The sequence below is a fragment of the Amycolatopsis sp. NPDC114504 genome (assembly GCF_055633595.1).
The window spans coordinates 14544-35450 of the sequence record NZ_JBVKDU010000007.1; the positions used below are offsets into that span (position 1 = coordinate 14544).

At 71.2% G+C, this 20907-nt stretch carries 19 protein-coding genes; 12 read left to right on the forward strand and 7 right to left on the reverse strand.

The window, feature by feature from the left end; translation table 11 throughout:
- Positions 1 to 65: 65 nt before the first annotated feature.
- Positions 66 to 1283 carry a sensor histidine kinase gene (locus tag ACZ7PG_RS46910; RefSeq protein ID WP_470245720.1) on the forward strand — a complete coding sequence of 406 codons (1218 nt, stop codon included), beginning with the start codon at positions 66 to 68 and terminating at the stop codon, positions 1281 to 1283.
- A 235-nt stretch (positions 1284 to 1518) separates the two neighbouring features.
- Here ACZ7PG_RS46910 and ACZ7PG_RS46915 read toward each other — a convergent pair whose 3' ends face one another.
- Together ACZ7PG_RS46915 and ACZ7PG_RS46920 are read right to left on the reverse strand one after the other, a co-directional pair.
- Positions 1519 to 2124: a response regulator transcription factor gene (locus tag ACZ7PG_RS46915; protein WP_470245721.1), complete on the reverse strand. Its 606-nt coding sequence runs from the start codon at positions 2122 to 2124 to the stop codon at positions 1519 to 1521.
- 237 nt (positions 2125 to 2361) lie between these two features.
- Positions 2362 to 3111: a helix-turn-helix domain-containing protein gene (locus ACZ7PG_RS46920; protein WP_470245722.1), complete on the reverse strand. Its 750-nt coding sequence runs from the start codon at positions 3109 to 3111 to the stop codon at positions 2362 to 2364.
- A gap of 454 nt (positions 3112 to 3565) precedes the next feature.
- Here ACZ7PG_RS46920 and ACZ7PG_RS46925 point away from each other — a divergent pair, with 454 nt between their 5' ends.
- The gene (locus tag ACZ7PG_RS46925) at positions 3566 to 3748 is read left to right on the forward strand and encodes a hypothetical protein (RefSeq protein WP_470245723.1); all 183 of its coding nucleotides are present in this window, start codon (positions 3566 to 3568) and stop codon (positions 3746 to 3748) included.
- Between the two features lie 324 nt (positions 3749 to 4072).
- Positions 4073 to 4678 (forward strand): response regulator transcription factor, encoded by a 606-nt coding sequence (locus tag ACZ7PG_RS46930; RefSeq protein WP_470245724.1) that lies wholly within the window; start codon positions 4073 to 4075, stop codon positions 4676 to 4678.
- Between the two features lie 413 nt (positions 4679 to 5091).
- Here ACZ7PG_RS46930 and ACZ7PG_RS46935 read toward each other — a convergent pair whose 3' ends face one another.
- Together ACZ7PG_RS46935 and ACZ7PG_RS46940 are read right to left on the reverse strand one after the other, a co-directional pair.
- Entirely contained in the window at positions 5092 to 7467 is a 2376-nt protein-coding gene (locus ACZ7PG_RS46935) for a sensor histidine kinase (RefSeq protein WP_470245725.1), read from the reverse strand.
- A 176-nt stretch (positions 7468 to 7643) separates the two neighbouring features.
- The gene (locus ACZ7PG_RS46940) at positions 7644 to 8156 is read right to left on the reverse strand and encodes a DUF899 family protein (RefSeq protein WP_470245726.1); all 513 of its coding nucleotides are present in this window, start codon (positions 8154 to 8156) and stop codon (positions 7644 to 7646) included.
- Positions 8157 to 8304: 148 nt separating this feature from the next.
- Between ACZ7PG_RS46940 and ACZ7PG_RS46945 the strand changes: the two genes are divergently transcribed.
- A complete protein-coding gene (locus ACZ7PG_RS46945; protein ID WP_470245727.1) occupies positions 8305 to 8925 on the forward strand; it encodes an L-threonylcarbamoyladenylate synthase in 621 nt (206 codons plus the stop codon).
- A 6-nt stretch (positions 8926 to 8931) separates the two neighbouring features.
- Here ACZ7PG_RS46945 and ACZ7PG_RS46950 read toward each other — a convergent pair whose 3' ends face one another.
- Positions 8932 to 9594 carry a maleylpyruvate isomerase family mycothiol-dependent enzyme gene (locus ACZ7PG_RS46950; protein ID WP_470245728.1) on the reverse strand — a complete coding sequence of 221 codons (663 nt, stop codon included), beginning with the start codon at positions 9592 to 9594 and terminating at the stop codon, positions 8932 to 8934.
- A gap of 154 nt (positions 9595 to 9748) precedes the next feature.
- Between ACZ7PG_RS46950 and ACZ7PG_RS46955 the strand changes: the two genes are divergently transcribed.
- Both ACZ7PG_RS46955 and ACZ7PG_RS46960 read left to right on the forward strand, forming a co-directional pair.
- The gene (locus ACZ7PG_RS46955; RefSeq protein WP_470245729.1) at positions 9749 to 10132 is read left to right on the forward strand and encodes a YciI family protein; all 384 of its coding nucleotides are present in this window, start codon (positions 9749 to 9751) and stop codon (positions 10130 to 10132) included.
- 1 nt (position 10133) lies between these two features.
- Positions 10134 to 11375: an RNA polymerase sigma factor gene (locus ACZ7PG_RS46960; RefSeq protein ID WP_470245730.1), complete on the forward strand. Its 1242-nt coding sequence runs from the start codon at positions 10134 to 10136 to the stop codon at positions 11373 to 11375.
- Positions 11376 to 11461: 86 nt separating this feature from the next.
- Here ACZ7PG_RS46960 and ACZ7PG_RS46965 read toward each other — a convergent pair whose 3' ends face one another.
- Complete coding sequence (locus ACZ7PG_RS46965; RefSeq protein WP_470245731.1) at positions 11462 to 12160, reverse strand: winged helix-turn-helix transcriptional regulator; 699 nt, start codon at positions 12158 to 12160, stop codon at positions 11462 to 11464.
- Between the two features lie 66 nt (positions 12161 to 12226).
- Positions 12227 to 13036 carry an AfsR/SARP family transcriptional regulator gene (locus ACZ7PG_RS46970; RefSeq protein ID WP_470245732.1) on the reverse strand — a complete coding sequence of 270 codons (810 nt, stop codon included), beginning with the start codon at positions 13034 to 13036 and terminating at the stop codon, positions 12227 to 12229.
- 536 nt (positions 13037 to 13572) lie between these two features.
- Between ACZ7PG_RS46970 and ACZ7PG_RS46975 the strand changes: the two genes are divergently transcribed.
- The 6 genes from ACZ7PG_RS46975 (at position 13573) to ACZ7PG_RS47000 (ending at position 20898) form a co-directional block, all read left to right on the forward strand.
- On the forward strand, positions 13573 to 14418 hold the full coding sequence (locus tag ACZ7PG_RS46975) for a helix-turn-helix transcriptional regulator (protein ID WP_470245733.1): 846 nt from the start codon (positions 13573 to 13575) through the stop codon (positions 14416 to 14418).
- Positions 14419 to 14447: 29 nt separating this feature from the next.
- On the forward strand, positions 14448 to 15443 hold the full coding sequence (locus ACZ7PG_RS46980) for a DUF1702 family protein (protein ID WP_470245734.1): 996 nt from the start codon (positions 14448 to 14450) through the stop codon (positions 15441 to 15443).
- Between the two features lie 104 nt (positions 15444 to 15547).
- The gene (locus tag ACZ7PG_RS46985) at positions 15548 to 16531 is read left to right on the forward strand and encodes a DUF1702 family protein (RefSeq protein ID WP_470245735.1); all 984 of its coding nucleotides are present in this window, start codon (positions 15548 to 15550) and stop codon (positions 16529 to 16531) included.
- A complete protein-coding gene (locus ACZ7PG_RS46990) occupies positions 16528 to 18501 on the forward strand; it encodes an FG-GAP repeat domain-containing protein (protein WP_470245736.1) in 1974 nt (657 codons plus the stop codon). The genes ACZ7PG_RS46985 and ACZ7PG_RS46990 overlap by 4 nt, the downstream gene beginning before the upstream one ends.
- Positions 18502 to 18505: 4 nt before the next feature.
- On the forward strand, positions 18506 to 19516 hold the full coding sequence (locus ACZ7PG_RS46995) for an enediyne biosynthesis protein (protein WP_470245737.1): 1011 nt from the start codon (positions 18506 to 18508) through the stop codon (positions 19514 to 19516).
- Positions 19513 to 20898: a cytochrome P450 gene (locus ACZ7PG_RS47000; RefSeq protein WP_470245738.1), complete on the forward strand. Its 1386-nt coding sequence runs from the start codon at positions 19513 to 19515 to the stop codon at positions 20896 to 20898. The genes ACZ7PG_RS46995 and ACZ7PG_RS47000 overlap by 4 nt, the downstream gene beginning before the upstream one ends.
- Positions 20899 to 20907 lie beyond the last annotated feature (9 nt).

A 20907-nucleotide genomic window follows, 5' to 3' on the forward strand; every position in this document is an offset into this window, starting at 1 on the left:
GCCCGCCGGAACCGTTCTCCCTGTTACCTTTGAGGCTCTGGGGTGCGGGTGAGGTGGGAGGCGCCGTGGCGTATCCGGTTCGGCTCCTCGGGAAGCTCCGGGTGCGTGCCGCGAGTCCGGCGGCCAGGGAGACGGGGCGTCCCGACTTCCGCGCGCTCGTCACGGGCGGCCCGGTGGTGGCGGCGGCCGCCGTCGCGCTGACCGCGTTCCTCCCCGTGCTGGCCGGGCGGGAGTCCTGGGTTCCCCGGCTGCTCGCGCTCACCTGCGCGGCGGCGCTGGCGGGGGTGCACCTGACCGCGTTCGCGCACGGCCGCGTCCGCCGTCCCGGCCTGGCGCTGGTGGCCCAGGCCCTGCTCGGGTACGGGCCGATGCTGCTGCTGGGCGCCTTGTGGACCTCCGCGGGAGGGTTCTTCGCGGGCGGGCTCCTGCTGGCTGTGCGGCCGTCACGGGCGCTCCCGGCGGCCGGGCTCGTGTGCGTCGTCGCAGGGCTGGTTTCCGCGCGGGCGGGGGAGTCGGCGGACGCCGGTTTCGCGGGCGTGGTGTCGGCCGGGATCGCGGCGCTGGCACTGGCCGCCACGGGCGCCGCCGCGCGGCTGATCGCCGAGCGCGAGGAGGAACGCCGCGAGCTGAAGCGCAGCGCGATCGCCGAGGAGCGCAAGCGATTCTCCCGCGACGTCCACGATCTGCTCGGGCTCAGCCTTTCGGCGATCACCCTCAAGGGTGAACTCGTGGACCGGTTGGTGATCGGCCAGCCGGGCCGCGCGAAGGAGGAGCTGGCCGAGCTGCTGACGATGTCCCGGCGCGCGCTGGCCGACGTCCGCACGGTCGCGGCGGGCTACCGCGAACTGTCCCTGGACGACGAGTGCCGGGCCGCGGCGGCGGTGCTGAGCGTGGCCGGGACCCGGGTGACGGTGTCCCGCTCGGGCACCGAGGACCTGCCCCCGAAGGTGGCGACCGCGCTGGCCGCGGTGCTGCGCGAAGGGGTGACGAACGTGGTGCGGCACAGCACCGCGAGCTGGTGCGCGTTCTCGGTGAGCAAGGAGAACGGAACGGCCTGGCTGGAGATCGTCAACGACGGCGCGGGCGGCCCCGCCGACGGCGGTCCGGGGGCGGGTTCGGGGGCGGGTTCGGGGCTGCGCAACCTGGTCGACCGGGTGGAGTCGCTGGGCGGAACGCTGGCGACGGAGTCCGGCCCCGGCGGCATCCACCGGCTGCTGGCGGCGGTCCCGGTGGGGTGCGGTGAGGTGCGAAGGCACCGGGCGCGGGACGAGCTGACGGCGTAAGCGCTTTCAGGCCGGGTTTCGGGGGTGGCTTCCGGGTGGTTTTCCGGGCGGCGCGGTGGGTTTGAGCGGGGCGGCGCGGGTGTGGACGGTCGGGTCGGGTGCCCGGGCGGTCGGTTCGCGCGCGTGGAGAGGCGGTTCGCGTGGCCAGGCGGGCGGTTCGCGCGCGCGGAGGGGCAGCTCGCGTGTCCGGGCGGTCGGCTCGGGTGCCTGGCGGCTCGTGTCCCTGGTGGGGCGGCTACAGCCATTCCGCTTCGGTCGCGATGCGGATCGCGTGGACCCGGTTGCGGGCGTTGAGCTTCGTGACCACCGCAGCCAGGTAGTTGCGGACCGTGCCGGCCGAAAGGAACAGCTCCGCCGCGATGTCGGCCACGTTGCGCCCGCGTGCCGCCAGGGACAGGATCTCGATCTCGCGGGGGGTCAGCGGGCAGTCGTCGGTTTCCCAGGCGGCCAGTGCCAGCTCGCTGTCGATCACCCGGCGGCCGATCGCGACCGAGCGCACCGCGTTGGCCAGCTTGTCCGACGGCGAGTCCTTGAGCAGGAAGCCGTTCACCTTCGCGTCCAGCGCGCGGCGGACCGTGCCCGGGCGGCCGAGGCTGGTCAGGATCAGCGTGTGGACGCCCGGAAGACTCTCGTGGATCTCCACCGCCGCCGACAGGCCGTCCTTGCCCGGGAGGTCGATGTCGATGACGGCGACGTCCGGCTGGGAGGCCTTCGCCGCCGGCAGGATCTGGTCGCCGGTGGACACCTCGGCGACCACCTCGATGTCGGACTCCAGGTTGAGGAGGGCGACCAGGGCGCCGCGGACCATGTGCATGTCCTCGGCCAGCAACACCTTGATCACGACGGTACCTCGCACCCCAGTCCGGTGAGACTTCCCCGGCGTAATTGTACGCCATTGCCCCCTGCCGCCGGTGTTCCGAAGAAGCGCACCTGGGAATGGCCGCGAATTCTCCGACGGTTCGCGATGAGTCCGTCGTGCGCCCCACTGGGCCGAATGGCTGCGGGGAACGCGGACCGGGTGAACCCGCCGTCCGAGGATTAACGGACGGCGGATTCGGGGCGCCGGAATTGCACGCCGTCAGACCGCCATCGGGCGGGCCACCGCGGGCTGGCGCAGGTCGGGCAGGGCCAGCAGGACCGGCGGGTCGAAGCCGTGACGCGGCCGCAGCCGGACGTCGGCCAGGCTCGCCGTGACGCCGTGGTGCACCGTCACGGGGCCGGCCAGGCCGGTGTAGGGCCGCAGTGAGTGGTTGTCGACCTCACCGCAGCCGTACGCGTGGGTGAGCACGTACCAGGACCCGAGCGGAACGTCTGCCAGTGCATACGGCCCGGGGCCGGGCAGGATGGCGAACCGGGCCGGCGCGCCTTCGGCGATCCGGGCGGCGAACAGCCCGACGAACACCGGCCCGACCTCGGCCGACGGCGCGACCCGCAGCTGGCCGCGCACGGTGGTCCCCGACCCCGGCTGGGACGGCCGCTCGGCGACCCGCGGCGACCGGCCGCGCAGCTGCCGGTACCCCGACGGCGAGACGCCCACGCTGCCGCTGAACCGGGCGCTGAACGTGCCGACGCTGTTGTAGCCGACCTGGTGGCTGATGTCGGCCACCGAGATGGCCGTGGTCGCGAGCAGGCGCTTGGCCTCCGCGAGCCGCACGGCCGACAGGAAGCGGCCCGGCGACAGCCCGGTGACCCGCAGGAACACCCGGGTGAAGTGGAACTTGCTGAACATGGCCGCGCGGGCGAGGTCATCGATCGTGAGCCGCTCACCCAGGTTGTCTCGCATGGTCACGATGGCGCGTGCCACAGCTTGCCGGACGATCTCATCCATGGTGGCCGTCCCTCCCGGTCGACAATGCCGCGCGGCGCCTTCCCGATGAAGGCGTCCGGTGCGGAAGATGTGATTGCGCCCAAAACTGTAGATCGGCGGGCGTCTACTTCTTAAGTGCTCTGTGCACCGGTCGGGATGGGTTTCACCGGTCCCGGACATGCGTTTTGCACATCCGGTGTGAGCGGCGCCGGAGCCGGGAACTCTCACCATGAACGCATGTGCGTTTCTCATGGTCCCGGTAGCCCGCGGGAAGCGCGTGACCGCGCAAAGTGACGAAAAACCGTCGAATCAGCGGGATTCCGGGGCTTGCTGGGCCGTTCGGAGTCCTCTCCGTAACCGCACGGAGCATGTGTAAGGCACAGCACGGCGATGATGCGGGCACTGGTTGGCGCTGCGTTGATTGGCGACGATTTATGGCACGTGAAGCATTCATCTTCGCCACTGGGAGCAGAACATGTCCGCACAGGTTTCCGCCGACGTCCGCGCGCTTTTCACCGATCTGGGTATCGAGTTCGAAAAGAAGGGAACGGACCTCGTGATCGACCGTTTCGAGCACTGGGGCATCGAGGCCGGCGCCGGCACCGCGCAGAAGCGGGGCACCTGCTTCTGCCAGATCGATCTCCTCGAAGCGGCTTGACGCGCGTTTGCGCAGTTCGCGGGGTCGCGAGCCGGCCCACCCCAGGCGCCCAGCGCGCCGGCGGTGGGCCGGCTCGTCGCGTGTGGTGGGCCGGAAGTCCACACGCGACCTGGCCGGAAAATTTCCGACGTGGGTGCCGATGACCCAGGGTGTACGTGACGGCTGGTAGTCGTCCGGGCGCTAGTAGGCATTTTTAACCTGGTAACGAGCCGTGCATGTGCATTTAGCGGCAGCGCTCCAAAAGTGGTCCCCGAATGGTGCAACCGATTCGTCAAGCAGAATGTTTAACTGAGCTTCTGGGGAGTCGTGAGTGCGGAGGCACCCGTGATCAGAGTGCTGGTGGCCGAGGACATGCACATCGTGCGGGGCGCATTGGTGGCGCTGTTGCGGCTGGAACCCGACATCGACGTGGTCGCCGAGGTCGCCTCCGGGCTCGAGATCCTGCCGGCCGCGCGCGCCAAGCAGGCGCAGGTCGCGGTCATCGACATCGACCTGCCCGGCAAGGACGGCCTCACCGCGGCCGGTGAGCTGCACGAACACCTGCCGGACTGCCGGACCCTGATCCTGACCAGCCTGGGCCGCCCGGGGACGCTCAGGCGGGCGCTGGACGCCAAGGTGGGCGGGTTCCTGCTGAAGGACGCACCCCCGGCCAAGCTCGCGAACGCGGTGCGCGGCGTGCTCGCCGGCCGCCGCATGGTGGACGGCGACCTGGCGCTGGCGGCGTGGGACACGGTCGACTGCCCGCTGACGACTCGCGAGCTGGACGTGCTCCGGATGACCGCACAGGGCTACGGAACGGTGGAGGTGGCCGCCCGGCTGTACCTTTCCGCCGGGACAGTACGGAACTATCTCACGACGGTGGTGGCCAAACTCAACGCGCGCAACCGGGTGGACGCGATCCGCATCGCCGAGGAGTCCGGCTGGCTGTGACCGCCGGTGAGGTCTGGACCAGGAGGTCCGGACCACTGGGGTGGCGGCTCGCGGCTGGGTTCTCGCCGGGGCGATCGCTTGCGGCTGGGAACGTCGGTGCCGCTCGGTGCCGGGTGGGTTCGGCCGCGGCGCAAGGACTCCCGGCCGGGACCGCCGCTCGCGGCCGGAATCCGGCTGTCCGGCTTGGTGCCGGGGTGGGGTTGCCGGGGTTCCGGTCGGGACTGCCGCCTGCGGCTGGGGTCGGCGCCGGGCGGGGTTCGCTCGCGGCACGGGGAGATCCGGCCGGGATCGCCGCCCGCGGCCGGGATCGGTGGTGCCGGGGGTGGGTTCGCTCGGGGCAGGCCGGCACCGCCGCTTGCGATTGAAGTCAGTGGTGCGGCGCCGACCGGGGTTCACCCGTGGCACAAGGGACTTCAGGCCGGCACAACGGCCCGCAGCCGGAACCGGCCGTCCGGCTCCACCCCTGCCGTCAGCTCACCGCCGAGGTCCGCGACCCGGTGCGAAAGGTTGCCGATCCCGCTCCCCGGTGACGTCTCGCGCGACGCCGCGACCACCGGCTCCGGTTCCTCGCTCCGTTCCGGCCGGACCGGGGATGCCGCCCGGTGGCCGTTGCGCTCGACGCCGTCGTTCACTATGTCGAGGGAGATTCCGTCCTCCGTGCGGCGCATCGCTATCTCGCAGCTCTCCACCTTGCTGTGGCGCAACACGTTCGTCACGCCCTCGCGCAGGACGACCGCCAGTACCGTGCGGACCGGGGTCGGCAGCTCGTCGCCGAGCATCTCCATGCGGACGCGGACGTCGGCCGCCGCCAACACGGACCGGGCCGTCCTCGACTCGTTGTCCAGGGACAGCTCGCGGTAGCCGCTCGCCACCGACCGGACGTCGGACAGGGCCTGGCGGGTCAGCCCGAGGACCTCGGTCAGCTCCTGGGCCGCGCGGTCGCGGTCCAGGGGCAGCACGCGGGCCGTCAGCTCGCTCTTCAGCGCGATCGCCGACAGGCTCATGCCGAGCAGGTCGTGCAGGTCGCGGGCGAACCGCAGCCGCTCCTCGGCCAGCGCCATCTCGGCCAGCCGGCGGCGGGTGCTGGCCAGCTCGGTGACCAGCCGGACCAGCCACAGGAGCCCGAACACGGCCAGGCTCGTCATCACCGTCGCCGCCGTGTAGAAGATCGTGCTCGTGATGGTCGCCCCCGACTGCCGCGTGATCTCGGCGTAGACGGCGATGTTGACGGCGAAGAACACCCAGCCCGCGACGGGCGGCAGGACCAGCAGCGCCGTGCCGACCAGCAGCCCGGGCAGGCTGACCCAGCGGGGGCCCAGCGGCAGCAGCGGCAGGTAGACCAGGCAGGCCTGGACCAGGAGCATCCCGTAGCTCTGCGCGGACCGCAGCTGGGTCGACGGCCGGTTGAAGTACGAGAACTGCAGGGCCAGCAACGCCACGATCGTGCCGAGGACCAGCGCGATCTCCCACAGCCGCGGGGCCAGCTGGAGCAGGTGCGACATCGCGCCGATCCCCATCAGCACCATGACCACCGGCAGCAGGCGGCGGATCTGCTTCGACGCGTTCTCCGACCGCTCCTCGGAATCCCGCGCCACCGGCCCGCCCGGCCGCCCGGGCACCGGGAGCTCGACGCGCAGCCGGAACCGGCCGTCGGCGCCCGCCTTCGCGCTCGCGCGGCCGCCGAGCGCGGCGACCTCGTCGGGCAGCACCGTCAGCGCGCTGCCCGAGGTGACCGCCGGGTCGTCCGCCGCCACGCCGTCGTTGACGATCTCGAGGACGACCTTGCCGTCCTGGTGCCGGACGTCGATTTCACAGTGCTCGACGTCGCTGTAGCGCAGAACGTTCGTGACCCCTTCGCGGAGCACCTTGGCCAGCAGCGTGCGCACCTGGACCGGCAGGTCGCCCTGGTCGAGGTGGATCCGGACGGCGATCTCGGACGCCGACAGCAGCGATTCGGCTGTCCGGGACTCCTTCTCCAGCGAGAGCTCGCGGTAGCCGTGGGAAACCGCGCGGACGTCGGACAGCGTGCGCTGGGCGGTGGCGGTGATCTCGCCGAGTTCGGCCTTGGCGCGCTCGGCGGACTTGCGCATCAGGCGGGAGACGAGCTCGCCCTTGAGCGCGATCGCGGACAGGCTCAGCCCCAGCAGGTCGTGCAGGTCGCGGGCGAAGGCCAGCCGCTGCTCGGCGACCGCGCGCTGGGCCAGCTCGGTGCGGGCCGCGTGGAGCTCGTGGACCATCCGAGTGAACCGGGACAGCAGGTAGAAGACCAGGATGTAGAAGAGCGTGCCGAACGCGTTGTAGACGGTGTTCGCCGGCTTCGCGCCGAACACCTGCCACACCCCGACGGTGCTGAGCAGGACCGCGACGACCGCCGCCCAGCCGTAGCGCGGTGGGAGCACCAGGAGCGCGGCGCTGCCGACGTACACGAGCATCGTGGCCCACAGCAGGCCGAACGTCAGCGTCGGCACGTAGGCGAGCACGACCATGACCGCGAACAGCACCCGGCTGGTCGTGGAGTCGAGCCGGGTGGACGGCCGGCTGAACCACAGCAGCTGGATCGCCAGCAGCGCGGCGGCGGCCAGGATGGCGTACCCGGCGTTCAGCACGCCGACCGACGCGGGCAGCACGCTGACGACGCCGATCACGCTGAACCCGGTGATGACCACCACCATGATGGCCGCGGCCAGGTAGGTGGCCAGCCGTGGACGCCGGTCCGCCGCGGTCGTGCCCCGCGGCTCGGCGGTGGCGGACAGCTCCGTGGCCGGTTCGAGCGCGGCGACCGGAGACATCTGTGCGGAACCCCCGGGGTCTCGACGGCGGCCGGGGCGCCCCAGGTGGCCCGGCCAGTGCGCGGTGTTCGTGCTGCTGCCGATCGATGGTAACCCACCTGAGGTGCTATTTCTTGAGCCGAAAAGACGTGGCGCGGGGGCGCGGGAGGAGGGCACGACGGCGGCGGGGCGCGCGTTCAGCGCCGGCCGGTCGCGGAGCCGAGGCGGTCGGGGACCCCGAGCAGGCTCAGGAAGTCCAGCCGGGACAGGGCGACCGACCCCGTGTGCAGCACCCGACCGCGGTCGTACCGGAAGAAGCCGATCGCCGCCTCGAGGTCGTCCCAGAACTCGCCGCCGCCGGTTTCGGGCAGGCGCCGGGACACCGGGAAGTCCGCGGTGAACGCGTGGCCCGCCGAGTACGTGGCCAGGTCCCGGCCGAAGTGGCGGCGGTACCGCTCGAGCTCGGCGTAGGGCGCGCGGGAAACCAGCACCAGGCGCAGGTCCGGGTCGTGCAGCGCGGCGGCGAGGTCGGCGGCGGGCACGTCGGCGAAGGGGCCGCGGTGCTCGGGTGTCGTGTGGTGCACCGCGAGCCGCGGGCGCCCGTCGAAGAGGTCGGCCAGCGAGATCCGCCCCTGCGGGCCCTCGAACTGGTACTTCGCCGCGGTGACGACCCGGGCCCGGTCCAGCTCCGGCACGGTCAGCTTCGTCATGGCTCGCCCTCCCTGGAAGTGGTTCCGTTCGGAGTGTGGCGTGCGGGCCGGGGCGGGTCCCAGCGTTGGCGCCGGGAACCGCAAGCTGGGAGACGCGCGGGCGGTGCCGCCCGGCGGCCCCGAGGCGCGGACCCTAGGCTCTACGATCATGGCACGCTATTTCGACCTGCACCCGGAGAACCCGCAGCGCCGGTCGCTGGGCCAGATCGTCGAGATCCTCCGCGGCGACGGCCTGATCGCCTACCCCACCGACTCGTGCTTCGCGCTCGGGTGCCGGCCGGGCAACCGCGACGGGCTCGAGCGCATCCGCACCATCCGCAAGCTCGACCACCGCCACCACTTCACGCTGGTGTGCCAGGACTTCGCCCAGCTCGGGCAGTTCGTCATCGTCGACAACGCGGTGTTCCGCGCGATCAAGGCGGCGACCCCGGGCAGCTACACGTTCATCCTGCCCGCGACCAAGGAAGTGCCGCGGCGGCTGATGCACGAGAAGAAGAAGACGGTCGGCGTGCGCATCCCCGACCACCGCGTCACCCAGGCGCTGCTGGCCGAGCTCGGCGAGCCGCTGCTGTCGAGCACGCTGCTGCTGCCCGGCGAGGGCGAGCCGATGACGCAGGGCTGGGAGATCAAGGAAGAGCTGGACCACCAGCTCGACGCGGTGCTGGACTCGGGTGACTGCGGGGTCGAGCCGACGACCGTCGTCGACTTCTCTTCCGGGGAACCGGAGATCCTCCGGGTCGGCGCCGGCGATCCCACCCCGTTCGAGTGATTTCGCTCAGTTCTCCAGCAGTTCCAGCCATTCGGCGGTGTGCCCGCCGCTGAAGCTCAGGGCGAGATCTTCGGCGTCGCGGCGGCCGGTCACCAGGAGGCAGAAGTCCTCGGCGGACCCGGCGATGCGGTCGGCGGCCTCTTCGGGCCCGAAGTCCCACCGCGTCCCGGACGGCGCCCGCAGCTCGAACCGGAACGGCCCGGGCGGCGTCCGCCGGTGCCGGCGGTAGGCGCGGTCCCTGGTCCGCACGCCGTAGTAGGCGACGTGCCCGATCCCGTCGTCGCGGCGCGGGCGGACGCCGAGCGCGTCGGCGATGTCCTGGCCGCAGGCGAACAGCTCGGTCAGCGCGGCCGCGGCGAGCACCGACGGGCGCAGCGGGCCGTCGCTCCACGGCAGCTCCGGTTTCGCGGGGGCCGCCGCGAGCAGGGCGTTGGCCTTCCGCTGCTCGATCAGCCAGGTCAGGACCGCCTCGTCGAGCGAGTCGTAGGACACCTGCGGGGTGACGCCGAACGCGCCGGGGTTTTCGGCGCTGAGCCGGACCAGCCGCGCGGTCGACGTCAGGCGGGCGAAGTGGCCGGTGAGATCGGGGCCGGGGCCGGACCCGTGGCGTTCGGCCAGCTCGGCCAGCGCCTCGGTCTCGGTCTGCAGATCCGTGAACACGTCGGCCATCGGTGCCACCCTCCTGGGTCCGGGTAACCGGGACTGCCCGTGTTCCAGGCTGGCAGGCGGGCCCGCGGCGGCTCCACTCCGCCCTTGCGACGTGACGCCCGGACGCCCGGCGCGGTCGGCTATGTTCGTGCCACCGACGATGGGAGCGCGGGCCGTGAAGTACCTGCTGGCGATGTACCTCAACCCCGACGTGATGGCGAACCTGTCCGAGCAGGACATGAACGCCATCATGACCGGGCACCAGGACTTCATCCGCACGATCCGGGAGTCCGGCGAGATGATCGGCACGCAGGCGCTCGCGCCGGTCGCCGACAGCACCGTGGTGCGGGTGCGCGGGGGCCTGCCGGCCGTCACCGACGGCCCGTTCCTGGAGTCGAAGGAGTTCCTGGCCGGCTACTACCTCGTGGAGTGCGCGGACAAGGAGCGTGCCCTCGAGCTCGCCGCGATGATCCCGGACGCGGCGATCGACGGCCTCGGCATCGAGGTGCGCGAGATCGTCTTCTTCGCCGGCGCGGAGCCCGAAGCCCCTGGTGCGTGAGGTGACCGCACCCGCTCCGGTCGCCGAGGTCCTGCGCCCGCTGGTGCCGCGGGTGCTCGGCGTGCTGGTGCGCCGGTACGGCCAGTTCGACGCGTGCGAGGACGCCGTCCAGGAGGCGCTGCTGGCGGCCAGCGAGCAGTGGCCGGCCGACGGCGTCCCGGACAACCCGCACGCCTGGCTGGTGACGGTCGCGACCCGCCGGCTCACCGACCACTGGCGCAGCGAGAGCGCGCGGCGGCGGCGTGAGGAGTCGGTCGCCGTGCGGGAGCCGGTGGGCTCCGCGGTCGTCGCCGGTCCCGGCGAAGAGCAGCCCGCGGGCACCGACGACACGCTGAAGCTGCTGTTCCTGTGCTGCCACCCCGCGGTGTCGCCGCCTTCGCAGGTCGCGCTGACGCTGCGCGCGGTCGGCGGCCTGACCACGGCCGAGATCGCGAGCGCGTTCCTGGTGCCGGAGGCGACGATGACCCGGCGCATCACCCGCGCCAAGGAGAGCATCGCCGCCGCGGGGTCGACGTTCAGCGAGCCGTCGCCGGCCGACTTCGGCGACCGGCTGCGCGTCGTCCTGCAGGTGCTGTACCTGATCTTCAACGAGGGGTACACGGCGACGTCCGGGGAGAACCTCGTGCGCGCCGACCTGGCGGCGGAGGCGATCCGGCTGACCCGCGCGGTGCACGCGCTGATCCCGGGCGAGGGCGAGGTGGCGGGCCTGCTGGCGCTGATGCTCCTGACGGACGCGCGCCGCGAGGCCCGCACGGGACCGGACGGCGAGCTGGTGCCGCTGCCGGAGCAGGACCGCGGCCACTGGGACGCGGCGATGATCGCCGAGGGCGAGGCGCTGGTGGACGCGACGCTCGGCCACGCGGCGCTGGGGCCGTACCAGGTCCAGGCGGCGATCGCGGCCCTGCACGCGACCGCGCCCAGCACCGAGGGGACGGACTGGCCGCAGATCGTCGAGCTCTACCGCGTCCTGCAGACCCTGATGCCGAGCCCGGTGGTGACGATCAACCAGGCCGTGGCGGTGGCGCAGGCTTCGGGCCCGCTCGAGGGGTTGGCGCTGCTGGACACGGTCGACGCGAAGCTCGACGTCGGCCGCCGCCTGGACGCGGTCCGCGCGCACCTGCTGGAGCTGGCAGGGGATCCGGCCGGGGCGCGGGAGTACTACCTGCGCGCCGCCGACCGGACGGCGAGCTGGCCCGAGCGGCGGTACCTGGTGCAGCGGGCGGAGCGGATCGCGCCCGGCTGAAGGTGGTCGCCGGGATGTCGTGAGTGAGAAACAGTGTTCTAACCCTGTTTCTCACTCACGACCAGCCGCGGCAGACCGCTGAACCGCTAGCGGACCACGATGCCCGACGGGGGCTCCGGGGCCGAGGGGACGTGGAACAGCCGGGCCAGCAGCTCCAGGTCGGCCAGGTCGCCCTCGATCGCCAGCTTGCCGCTGCGGACCGCTTCGCGCGCCGACACGTGACCGCTCATCAGGTCCAGCATCACCGCGCCGTTGGTCACCTTGACCACCAGGTCCGCGCCGGCGAACCGGCCTTCGCCGACCTTGACCACGCCGTCCTCGACCAGCGCGTGGATGATCATGCTGTCGTCGTAGCGGATTTCGTAGGTGATCTGGACGCTCTCGGCCACGTCGGCGCGGAACGTCGTGTACAGCGACAGGATCGCCGAGTCCAGCGTGAACACGTCGTCCGGGCCCGGCTGGTGCAGGGAACGCGCGCCCCACAGGCCGAGGTCGAGCAGGACCTGGTCGAGCTCGCTGCCGTACTGGGTCAGCTCGTAGATCAGGCCCGCGTCGAGCTCGGCGCGGACGCGGCGGCGGAGCACCCCGGTCGCTTCGAGCTCGTTGAGGCGGGACGAAAGGATGGACGGCGGGATCTTCGGCAGACCGGCCTGCAGTTCGTCGTAGCGCTTCGGGCCGAGCACCAGGTCGCGGACGATCAGCAGCGACCAGCGCTCGCCGATGATCTCGAGAGCGCGGGCGAGACCGCAGAACTGTCCGTAGGCGCGGGTGTTGGGAGCGGGCATCGAACTTTCCTCACTTCTTTCTCGGGCGACGCGATCGAACTCGGCCGAAGCCGGGGAAGCGGTGGATCAGCGGTGGTCTCCTTCGGAGATCAGTTCTCGGTGCAGCACCTGGAGGTCGTCACACGGTTCGACGCCCAGTTCGCCGGCCAGCCTCGACCGGAGCCTGCGGTAGACGGCCATCGCGTCGGATCGCCGTCCGCTGCGGCCGAGCACGCGCATCAGCTGGCCGTGCAGCGCTTCGTCGAGCGGGCTGCCGGTGGCCAGCGACCGCAGTTCGCCGATCAGCTCGCGGTGCTTCCCGCTGATGATCTCGGCTTCGATCCGCAGGTGCAGGACGCTGCGGCGCTGCTCGAGCAGCTCCGTACGGTAGGCCGAGAGAATGGGTCCACAGTGGACGTTCGCGAGCGGCGGGCCGGACCAGAGGTCGAGCGCCGCGCGGTAGGCGTCGGCGGCCGCCGCGTGGTCACCGGCGTCCTGGTGCTCGTGGCCGAGCTGCTGCAGCCGGACGAACCGGTAGGTGTCCACTTGGGACGGGTCGATGTAGAAGGCGTAGCCGGACTGCTTGGTGGCCAGCATCTTCTCCCCGTCGGCGGCTAGGCGGTTCTGGTCGATGCACCGGCGCAGGTGGTAGACGTAGGTGTGCAACGTCGTCCGCACCGTCCGGGGCGGGTTGTACGACCACAGCTCCCGGATGAGGGTGTCGATGTGTACCATCTTGCCCGGGCGCATCACGAGCACGGCGAGCAGCTGCAGGACCTTGGGGGTGGTCGGCGCGTAGTCGACCCCGCCGCGCCGCACTTCCAGCGGGCCCAGAACGGTGAACGTCACTCCAGCGTCGTCCGGCTCGTCCGTCGGCGGCGGCAGTTCGGAGTACATGGCAGGCCTCCAGCGTCGTCAATGCGTCCTCGCGCTTCCCCAGTGGTGCCACGCGGGTCGGTGGACGGCCGACTCCGGGCTTCTATCCGAATGTGACAGAGCGTCGCTCCGGCGGCCAGTGAGTCACCCATCAGAGTCCGCGTGGGTTTGTCCCGTGGCCCCGTGCGTTTCGCAGGGGTGCCCCGGGTGTTCCGCACGGTCCGCCATCCGGCCCAACCAGGGCGGGGGCGCTCGCGGGTGTCCCCGGATCGGACCAAGCGCGGGAGCGGCCACGATCATGCGTGCGGTATCGCGCACGCGCGGGCCGTGTGTTCCGCATGGACAGTCCGGTGTGGAACTCCCGCGCCGGGCGCCGCGGCTTCCGCCGGAGTGCGTTTCGCCCGGTCGGGCTCCATCGCCCATCGAGTGATCTGCGAGACGCGGCGTCTTCCCTGGCACCAGGAGAACTGCCACCAGGGGAATTCGAGGTTGGACGGATGATGTTGCGGTCTATTGCGGCTGTCGGACACGACAGCGAGTTCGACGATCCGCCCCGGATGCCGGCGCTCGAGCGCGTGGAGAAGTCGGTCCGGCCCGCCGTGCTGCAGGCCATCACGTCGATTCAGCAGCGGTACTTCGAACCACTCACGCTCGCGGAACTGGCCTCCGAGGTCTTCGTCAGCCGGTTCCACTTCTCCCGGATGTTCGCCGACGCCACCGGGGTGACGCCAGGGCGGTTCCTCACCGCGGTCCGCCTGTTCGAGGCCAAGCGGCTGCTGCTGACGACGTCGCTGAACGTCTCCGACATCGTGTGCAGCGTCGGCTACAGCAGCGTCGGCACGTTCACCAGCCGGTTCTCGCGGGCGGTCGGGATGACGCCGACCCAGTACCGCGAGCCGCAGGTCGCCGAGCTGCTCGTGGCGATTTCGCCGTCCTTCCAACGGCTTCCGCCGCTGCGCACGCTGCGGGCGGCCGGGCGCAGCTGCGCCTCGCTGCAGACCGGCACGGGGGTGCTGTCGATGCGTCTCGACATGCCCCGCGGCTCGGCGCCCGCCGACACCCTCGTCGGGCTCTTCGCCGACCCGGTGCCCCAGTGCGGGCCCGTCGCCTTCGGCGGCATGGCCAACATGAGCTCGGGCGAGCTGACCATCCACGGCGTGCCCGCCGGCCGCTGGACGGCGATCGCGGTCGCGCAGCACCAGCCGGGCGCGGCCGGGCCGCGGTTCTCGATCGGCTACGCGGGCGTGAACGTGGCGCCCTTCGGCCAGACCACCGCCCGGGTGGGCCTGCGCGCGCCGGCCCCGACCGACGCGCCGATCGCGATCACGCTGGCGTCCAAGCAGTCGCCGTTCACCCAGCGCATGCGCGCCGCCCAGCGCCCGCACTTGCGCGCCGTCGCCTGATCCCCCGACGAACAAAGGACGACACAGCAATGTCCACGGTAATGGGAGTGCTCCGCAAGCGGTTCCTCGCTCCTTCGCTCGCCTCGGTCGGGTTCGCCGAACGCGGCTTCCCGGTCACCCACACCGATTCGACGGCCCGGCTGGAGGCGGTGCCGCAGGCGGTCGTGTGCGGGTTCGAATGGGCCATCGAAGGCGCGTCGCTGTGGGAGATCGAGCGCCGGCTCGCGCTCATCGAGCCCGAGCAGCGCGGGTTCGCCTACGAAGGCGCGACGATGGGCTACACGATCCTCGACGCCATGCCGGGCGGCGGCCGCGACCGCACCCGCGCCCTGCTCGAAGGGCCGGGCCGCCCGCACATCTTCCTGACCTACATCGGGATCGGCTTCGCGATGGCGCGGCTGCCGCGTCCACTGTGGAAGAACATCCTGCCCGAGCTGTCCGGGGTGGCCTACCACCCGGTGATGAGCTGGCTGGCCGTCGACGGCTTCGGCTTCGACCGCGCCTACTTCGACACGAAGAAGTGGGTCGACGAGCAGGCCGAGCCGGAGCCCTACCCGTGGGCGGGGCGCCCGGAGTACTTCGGGCGGGCGTTCGACCAGGGGGTCGGGCGGGCGCTGTGGTTCATCAACGGCGGGAACCCGGACGCCGTCGCCAAGGCGGTCGTGCGCTTCGCCGAGCACCGCCGCGCGGACCTGTGGAGCGGGGTCGGGCTGGCCGCGACGTTCGCCGGCGGCGCCGACCAGCGCGGGCTGGGCCGGCTGCGCAAGGCGGCCGGCGAGCACTACGACGAGCTCGCGCTGGGCGTGGTGTTCGCGGTCAAGGCGCGGACGTACTCCGCGTACGTGCCCGCACACACCCACCTCGCGGCCGGTGTGCTCACCGACCTTTCCGTGCAGGGCGCGCAGAACCTCGCCGACCGCACCGAACAGGCCGACGGCGACGACGGCCCGCAGCCGCCGTACGAGCTGTGGCGGCAGCGGATCCGGGCGGAGTTCGACCCCGCGGCCCGGCGGCTGGCCGGCTGAAGAAGCCGCGGGGTGATCGCGGGCAACCGTGGAGTAGAGCCCTGACCAGCAAATCTGTGACCGTAGAGGCGAAGTGAACAGTCGACCCTAAGGGGGAGAGTGCGTTGGGCAATGGTTGGCGTACGCTCAGGCGCCGCGTCCTGACACCTGATGTCTCGGAGACCTTGCTGGAAAAGCGGGGCTTCCACCGGAAGAGCCCAGCCGCTCAGGAACGGCTCGAAACCGTGGGGGCGATGTTCCTCCGCGGGTACGCGCACGCCGTCGAAGCGAAGTCGGTCGAGCAAGCCGAAGAATGGCTCGAGGAGATCGAGCCGCGGTTCCGCGGGTTCGCCTACGAAGGCGCGGGAATGGGCTACGGGGTGCTCGACGGGCTCCCCTTCGGCAAGAGCTCCAACATCGCCGGGTTCCTCGCCGGCCCCGGCGAGAAGCACGACTACATCATCTACGTCGGGGTCGGCTGGGCGATGTGCCGGCTCCCGCGGTTCGCGTGGCCGAAGGCGTCGGCCTTCGACCCGCTGCTGCGCTGGCTGGTGCTCGACGGCTACGGCTTCCACCAGGCCTACTTCAAGACGGCCCAGTACATCGGGGAGCAGTACCAGGACCCGAAGTTCTCGTGGCCGGACCGGCGGTACGACGGCTACGCGCTGCGCGCCATCGACCAGGGCATCGGCCGGGCGCTGTGGTTCATCTGCGGCACGGACGTCTCCCTGGTGGCCAAGACGATCGAGGAGTTCCCGGAGTCCCGCCACGGTGACCTGTACGCGGGGGTCGGGCTCGCCTCGACCTACGCGTGCGGCGTCACGGCCGACGAGCTGGCGGAACTGGTCGACCGGGCCGGGATCCACCACGGCCAGCTGGCGCAGGGGAGTGCCTTCGCCGCCGAGTGCCGGGTGCGTTCGGGCCTGCTGATCCCGGAGACCGAGATGGCGGCCCAGGCCATCTGCGGGCTCCCGGCCGAGCGCGTGGCGGCGATCACCCAGGAGGTCCGCCCGGCCGTCGTCGTCGACGGCGACGACGTCCCGGCGTTCGAAACCTGGCGGCAGCGGATCGCCGAAGAAGTGCTGACCCACGGAGGGAAGAAGAAATGACCGCGACCTTCGGCTGGCTGCGCAAGCAGCTGGCGGGCATCGTGGCGCTGGTGCTGATCCTCGGCCTCTACACGGTCGCGCAGCTGCCCCGCGTCTCGGCCGCCGAACAGGACTCGATGGCGAGCCAGTTCCACTTCACCCCGATGACGATCGCGCTGCCCGCGGCCACGAAGTCGCAGTCGATCCGGACGGTGAACAAGGAGTACGAGCACATCTCCGCGTGGATCTCCTCGGTCGGCGCCGCGATCGCGCTCAACGACATCAGCGGCAGCGGCAAGGCCAACGACCTCTGCCTGGTCGACCCGCGCAGCGACCAGGTCGTCGTCACGCCGGCGCCGGACTCCGGCCCGCGCTACGCGCCGTTCGCGCTCGACCCCGCGCCGGTGCTGCCGACGTGGGACTACATGGCGCCGATGGGCTGCGTCCCGGGTGACTACAACGAAGACGGCCGGACCGACATCCTCGCCTACTACTGGGGCCGGAGCCCGGTCGTGTTCCTGCAGAAGGCCACCGCGACGAAGTTCGACGCCTCGGCGTTCCAGCCGACCGAGCTGGTGCCGGGCAACCACCGCGGCCCGGACGGGAAGTACAGCGGACCGCTGTGGAACACCGACTCCGTCACCATCGGCGACTTCGACGGCGACGGGCACGTCGACGTCTTCGTCGGCAACTACTTCCCGGACAGCAAGGTCCTGGACCCGACCGCCGACGGCGGCATCACGCTGAACCAGTCGATGTCGCACGCGACGAACTCCGGCGGCAAGTTCATCTTCCGCTGGACCGGGGCGACGTCCGGGGCGAACCCGACCGCCCGGTTCGTCGACGCCTCCCAGGGCATCCCGGAAGACGCGCGCCTCGGCTGGACACTGGCCTCCAGCGCGACCGACGTCGACGGCGACAGCCTGCCGGAGCTCTACATCGCCAACGACTTCGGGCACGACCACTTCCTGTACAACAAGTCCTCGCCGGGGCACATCGAGTTCGGTGAGGTCACCGGGGTCCGCGGCTTCACGGACCCGAAGTCGAAGGTGCTGGGCCACGACTCCTTCAAGGGGATGGGCGTCGACTTCGGCGACCTGAACCACGACGGCCTCTACGACCTGTTCGTCAGCAACATCACGACGTCGTGGGGCATCGAAGAGTCGAACTTCCAGTTCATGAACACCGCGAAGAACGCCCAGGACCTGCGCAGCCAGCTGAACGACGGCGTCGCGCCCTTCGAGGACGTGAGCGGCTCGGACGGCACGGCCTGGTCCGGCTGGGGCTGGGACGTCAAGATCCAGGACTTCAACAACAGCGGCGAGAACCAGATCGCGCAGGCGACCGGGTTCGTCAAGGGACAGGTCAACCGCTGGCCGAACCTGCAGGAGCTGGCCACGGCCAACGACGGCCTGCTGTCCAACCCCTTCTGGTGGCCGAACGCCCGCGCCGGTGACGACATCGGTGGCGACCAGACGTTCCACTTCTTCGTGAAGAGCCCGGACGGCCGCTACACCGACCTCGGCCCGCAGCTGGGCCTGGCGGTGCCGACCCCGACCCGCGGGATCGCCGTCGGCGACACCGACGGGGACGGCCTGCCCGAGTTCGCGGTGGCGCGGCAGTGGGAGCAGCCGATCTTCTACCACAACGACAGCCCGAAGCCCGGCAAGTACCTGCAGCTGAAGCTGACCACCGACGCCCCGGTGGCGCCCGGCCCGCTGCCCGCGGCCGGCGTGCCCGCGATCGGCGCCGAGGCCACCGTGACGACCTCGGACGGCAAGAAGTACCTCGGCCGGGTCGACGGCAGCAGCGGGGAAGCCGGCCGCCGCAGCTTCGACGTCCAGATCGGCCTCGGGCACGACGTCAGCGGTCCGCTCGACGTGCACCTGCAGTGGCGGGACCGGACCGGGCAGCTGCGGACGCAGGACCTGAAGCTCGAACCCGGCTGCCACATGTACCAGCTCGGCACCACGGCGATGGAAGAGATGTGACGGCATGGCCACCCCGACTCTGACCACAGTGGACACCGCGCCACCGAAACGGACGAACAAGGTCATCACGGCCTTGAAGCGGTTCGCGATGTCGATCACGATCTTCAACATCCTCGGCTACACGATCCTCGGGTTCGAGCAGCCGTGGCTGTACCCGTTCGTCGCGCTGGCGACCGCGTACACCACCGAGATCGTGCTCGAGATCATCAACGCCAAGGTGACCCAGCGCGGCGTCCGGTTCAAGGGCAACGGCTTCAAGGGGCTCATGGAGTTCCTGCTGCCGGCGCACATCACCGGTCTCGCGCTGAACATGCTGACCTACGTCAACGACCGGATCCTCGTGATGATCTTCGGGGTGGTCGTGGCGGTCGGGGCCAAGTGGGTCCTGCAGGCGCCGGTGTACGGCCGCATGCGGCACTACATGAACCCGTCGAACTTCGGCATCACGGTCATCCTGCTGGTGTTCCCGTGGGCCAGCATCGCCCCGCCGTACCACTTCAGCGAGCAGATCGCGACCTGGGGCGGCTGGCTGATCGTCGCGATCATCCTGATCTCGGGCACGGTGCTCAACGCGCTGCTGACCAACCGGATGTTCCTGATCGCGGGCTGGCTGAGCTTCTTCGTGATCCAGGCCTTCGTCCGCGGGTGGCTCTTCGGCACGTCCATCCCGGGCGCGCTGGCGATGGGGACCGGGATCGCGTTCGTGCTCTACACGAACTACATGGTGACCGACCCGGGGACGTCTCCGTCGAAGAAGGGCTCGCAGTTCGCCTTCGGCGCCGGTGTGGCGCTCGCGTACGGCTTCTTCACCGCCGTGCACGTCGCGTACGGCCTGTTCCTGGCCACCGCGACCGTCTGCCTGATCCGCGGGCTGTTCCTCTGGGGCCTGCACTTCTCGAACAAGGCCCGGGTCCAGTTCGAGTCCGACCAGGCCGCGCAGAAGGCGAAGCTCGAGCTCGCGCCGGCGCCGGAATCGACCGGTGACGGCGAGAAGCCGGGAGCCATCGCGGCATGACCGGTCCCGCCGACAACGTCCGGGCGGCGCGCACCGCGCCGCCCGGGCCGCCGCGCCGAGCGACGTTCCGGTTGCTGAAGCAGCTCTTCACCGACCGGCTCGCGCTCATGGGCGACAACGCCGACACCTACGGCGACGTCGTCCGCATCGCCATCGGCCCCAAGGCGATGTACCTGGTGAACCACCCGGACCTAGCGAAGCACGTCCTCGCCGACAACGCGGCGAACTACCACAAGGGCATCGGCCTGCAGGAGGCCCGCCGGGCCCTCGGCGACGGCCTGCTCACCAGCGACGGCGAGACCTGGAAGAAGCAGCGCCGGACCATCCAGCCGGTGTTCCAGCCCAAGCGGATCTCGCGCCAGGCCGCGGTCGTCGCGGCCGAGGTCGAGACGCTGGTCAAGCGGCTGGCCGAGCACGACGGGCCGGTCGAGATCCTGCACGAGATGACCGGGCTGACCCTCGGCGTCCTCGGCAAGACGCTGCTCGACGCCGAGCTGGGCGGGTACGAGACGCTGGGCCACTCGTTCGAGGCCGTGCAGGACCAGGCCATGTTCGAGGCCGTCACGCTCAGCATGGTCCCGCAGTGGGTGCCGCTGAAGAAGCAGGTCGAGTTCCGGACCGCGCGCGACGACCTGCGCCGGATCGCCGAGGAGCTGGTCGACCAGCGGCTCGCGAACCCGGTCGAGAACGGCGAGGACGTGCTGTCCCGGCTGATCGCGACCGGCTCGGCCGACCACGCGTCACGCGAACGCATGCGCGACGAGCTGATCACGTTGCTGCTGGCCGGGCACGAGACGACGGCGAGCACGCTCGGCTGGGCGTTCCACCTGGTCGACGAGCACCCGGAGGTCGGCGAGCGGCTGCACGCCGAAGCCGTCGAGGTGCTGGGCGACCGGCTGCCCGAGCACGAGGACCTGCGGAAGCTGACCTACACCGTCGCCGTGGTCGAAGAGGTCATGCGGATGTACCCGCCGGTCTGGCTGCTGCCGCGGATCGCGCAGGCCGACGACGAGATCGGCGGGTACCACGTGCCGGCCGGCTCCGACGTCGTGGTCGTGCCGTACACGCTGCACCGGCACCCGGAGTTCTGGACCGACCCGGAACGCTTCGACCCGGGCCGGTTCGACGCCGCCAACCCGGCCGGGCGGCCGCCGCGCTACGCCTACATCCCGTTCGGCGCCGGGCCGAGGTTCTGCATCGGCAACAGCCTCGGGGTGATGGAGGCCGTGTTCGTGCTGGCGATGGCGGCGCGGGACCTGGAGCTGCGCAAGGTACCGGGCAAGGTCGTCGAACCCGAGGCGATGCTGTCGCTGCGGGTGCGCGGCGGGCTGCCGATGACCGTGCGCCGCCGGGAGCGGACGTGGCGGGCCGAAGCAGCTTGACGTCTACTG

What these genes read in the sequence shown, in the direction of transcription:
- ACZ7PG_RS46980 (WP_470245734.1), top strand. Translation starts at nt 14,448, where the DNA reads ATGTCCACGGTAATGGGAGTGCTCCGCAAGCGGTTCCTCGCTCCTTCG.
- ACZ7PG_RS46925 (WP_470245723.1), top strand. Translation starts at nt 3,566, where the DNA reads ATGTCCGCACAGGTTTCCGCCGACGTCCGCGCGCTTTTCACCGATCTG.
- ACZ7PG_RS47000 (WP_470245738.1), top strand. Translation starts at nt 19,513, where the DNA reads ATGACCGGTCCCGCCGACAACGTCCGGGCGGCGCGCACCGCGCCGCCC.
- ACZ7PG_RS46920 (WP_470245722.1), bottom strand. Translation starts at nt 3,111, where the DNA reads ATGGATGAGATCGTCCGGCAAGCTGTGGCACGCGCCATCGTGACCATG.
- ACZ7PG_RS46965 (WP_470245731.1), bottom strand. Translation starts at nt 12,160, where the DNA reads ATGCCCGCTCCCAACACCCGCGCCTACGGACAGTTCTGCGGTCTCGCC.
- ACZ7PG_RS46945 (WP_470245727.1), top strand. Translation starts at nt 8,305, where the DNA reads ATGGCACGCTATTTCGACCTGCACCCGGAGAACCCGCAGCGCCGGTCG.
- ACZ7PG_RS46940 (WP_470245726.1), bottom strand. Translation starts at nt 8,156, where the DNA reads ATGACGAAGCTGACCGTGCCGGAGCTGGACCGGGCCCGGGTCGTCACC.
- ACZ7PG_RS46970 (WP_470245732.1), bottom strand. Translation starts at nt 13,036, where the DNA reads ATGTACTCCGAACTGCCGCCGCCGACGGACGAGCCGGACGACGCTGGA.
- ACZ7PG_RS46990 (WP_470245736.1), top strand. Translation starts at nt 16,528, where the DNA reads ATGACCGCGACCTTCGGCTGGCTGCGCAAGCAGCTGGCGGGCATCGTG.
- ACZ7PG_RS46975 (WP_470245733.1), top strand. Translation starts at nt 13,573, where the DNA reads ATGCCGGCGCTCGAGCGCGTGGAGAAGTCGGTCCGGCCCGCCGTGCTG.
- ACZ7PG_RS46935 (WP_470245725.1), bottom strand. Translation starts at nt 7,467, where the DNA reads ATGTCTCCGGTCGCCGCGCTCGAACCGGCCACGGAGCTGTCCGCCACC.
- ACZ7PG_RS46950 (WP_470245728.1), bottom strand. Translation starts at nt 9,594, where the DNA reads ATGGCCGACGTGTTCACGGATCTGCAGACCGAGACCGAGGCGCTGGCC.
- ACZ7PG_RS46995 (WP_470245737.1), top strand. Translation starts at nt 18,506, where the DNA reads ATGGCCACCCCGACTCTGACCACAGTGGACACCGCGCCACCGAAACGG.